Raw genomic sequence first — 1,163 nt, 5'->3', positions numbered from 1 at the left:
AGGTGCCGGCATGAGCGCGATCCACTTGCAAAACCTGGTCAAGAAATTCGGCGACTTCACCGCGCTCAAAACCATGGACCTGGCAATATCAGACGGTGAGTTCATGGCGCTGCTCGGGCCGTCTGGCTGCGGCAAGTCGACGACGATGAACATGATCGCCGGCATGGAAGAGCCGACCGGCGGCAAGATCCTGTTTGGCGAGCGCGACATGGCCGGCGTGCCGATGGGCCGGCGCGGCGTCGGCTTCGTCTTCCAGAACTACGCCATCTTCACGCATATGACGGTGCGCCAGAACCTTGCCTACGGACCGAAAATGCGAGGGGCTGCCAAAGCCGAGATCGATCGCCGTGTCGGCGCCATCGCCGAGATGCTGCAGCTTTCGCCGCTGCTCGACCGCAAGGCCGACAGGCTGTCGGTCAACATATTGCAGCGGGTAGCGATCGGCCGCTCGGCGATCATGGAGCCGGCGATCTTCCTGCTCGACGAGCCGCTGTCCAATGTCGACGCCGCTTTCCGGGCCGTCATGCGCACCGAACTGAAGCAGCTGCAGCGGCAGTTCCGCCAGACCATGGTCTATGTCACCCACGATCAGCTCGAGGCGATGACCATGGCCGACCGCATCGCGGTCATGGATCATGGCGTGCTGCAGCAGGTCGGTACGCCGCTCGAGGTCTACAACGATCCGGCCAATGTCTTCGTCGCCCGCTTTATCGGTGCGCCGGGCATGAATCTGCTCAAGGGCAGGCCAGCGGAGAGCGACCGCGGACTGGTCGTCGATCTCGGACCGCTGGGCGTCACGCCGCCGCTGCCGGGCGAACTCGCAGCGGCCATGCGTGGTGCACGCGGCGAGGTGCTTTACGGATTCCGGCCTGAACAGGCGACGTTGGTGCAGAATGGGCAGGGCCTCGCAATGCCGGTGACCTTTGTCGAACGGATCGGTGCGCGCACCATCGTTCATCTCGGCCAGGGCGAGGCGGCTGTGAAAACGGTGTTCGACAATGATGTCGGACTGACTATCGGCGACACCGCTGTCATCGCCCCCACTACGTCGTCGGTGCGCGTCTTCGACGCTGCCACCGGCCGCGCCATGAGGGTGGGAGGCTGAGATGTTGGTCCGGCAAATTTTCGCAAGTTGGCGCCGCCCCTCACCCTTACCCTCTCCC

The 1,163-nt window shown here is 64.1% G+C and carries 1 protein-coding gene; it reads left to right on the top strand.

The annotated features are described in order from the left end of the window. Window positions 1-10: 10 nt before the first annotated feature. On the top strand, window positions 11-1,105 hold the full coding sequence (locus EN750_RS35380) for an ABC transporter ATP-binding protein (RefSeq protein WP_127399351.1): 1,095 nt from the start codon (window positions 11-13) through the stop codon (window positions 1,103-1,105). Window positions 1,106-1,163 lie beyond the last annotated feature (58 nt).

Source organism: Mesorhizobium sp. M7A.F.Ca.ET.027.03.2.1 (assembly GCF_003999175.1).
Classification (GTDB): Bacteria; Pseudomonadota; Alphaproteobacteria; order Rhizobiales; family Rhizobiaceae; genus Mesorhizobium.
This window is presented reverse-complemented; position numbering and strand designations above follow the sequence as displayed.

What these genes read in the sequence shown, in the direction of transcription:
- EN750_RS35380 (WP_127399351.1), top strand. Translation starts at nt 11, where the DNA reads ATGAGCGCGATCCACTTGCAAAACCTGGTCAAGAAATTCGGCGACTTC.